Annotated in this window: 1 pseudogene; it reads right to left on the reverse strand. The window is 63.7% G+C overall.

Features of this window, described 5'->3' with window-relative positions:
• Positions 1 to 133 (reverse strand): annotated as a pseudogene (gene tnpB / locus FL311_RS46430) (IS66 family insertion sequence element accessory protein TnpB); the annotation flags it as partial.
• Positions 134 to 278: the final 145 nt, after the last annotated feature.

Raw genomic sequence — 278 nt, forward strand, 5'->3', positions numbered from 1 at the left:
CCGTACCGTCGAAGAAGAGGGCCTTGGCCCGCCGACGGCTCCTTCCCACGAAGAGGAAGACGTCGCCCGACAGCAGGTCGCGCCCCATGTGGCCCGTCACCAGCGTGGCCAGCGTGTCGAAGCTCTTGCGCTTATGCGGCGCACCGCATAAGAAGAATTATGCCGAGTCCGGCGTTATGCGGAGTTGAGGGGTATGCCGCGCCGCCCACGGTCGATCCGACCTAGCGTGTCGAGGCCATGAGACCCTTGGCCAACTCCGCATAATCGTGAGCTTCCTT

It is taken from the genome of Myxococcus sp. AB025B (genome assembly GCF_006518215.1).
GTDB classification, from domain to species: domain Bacteria; phylum Myxococcota; class Myxococcia; order Myxococcales; family Myxococcaceae; genus Myxococcus; species Myxococcus fulvus.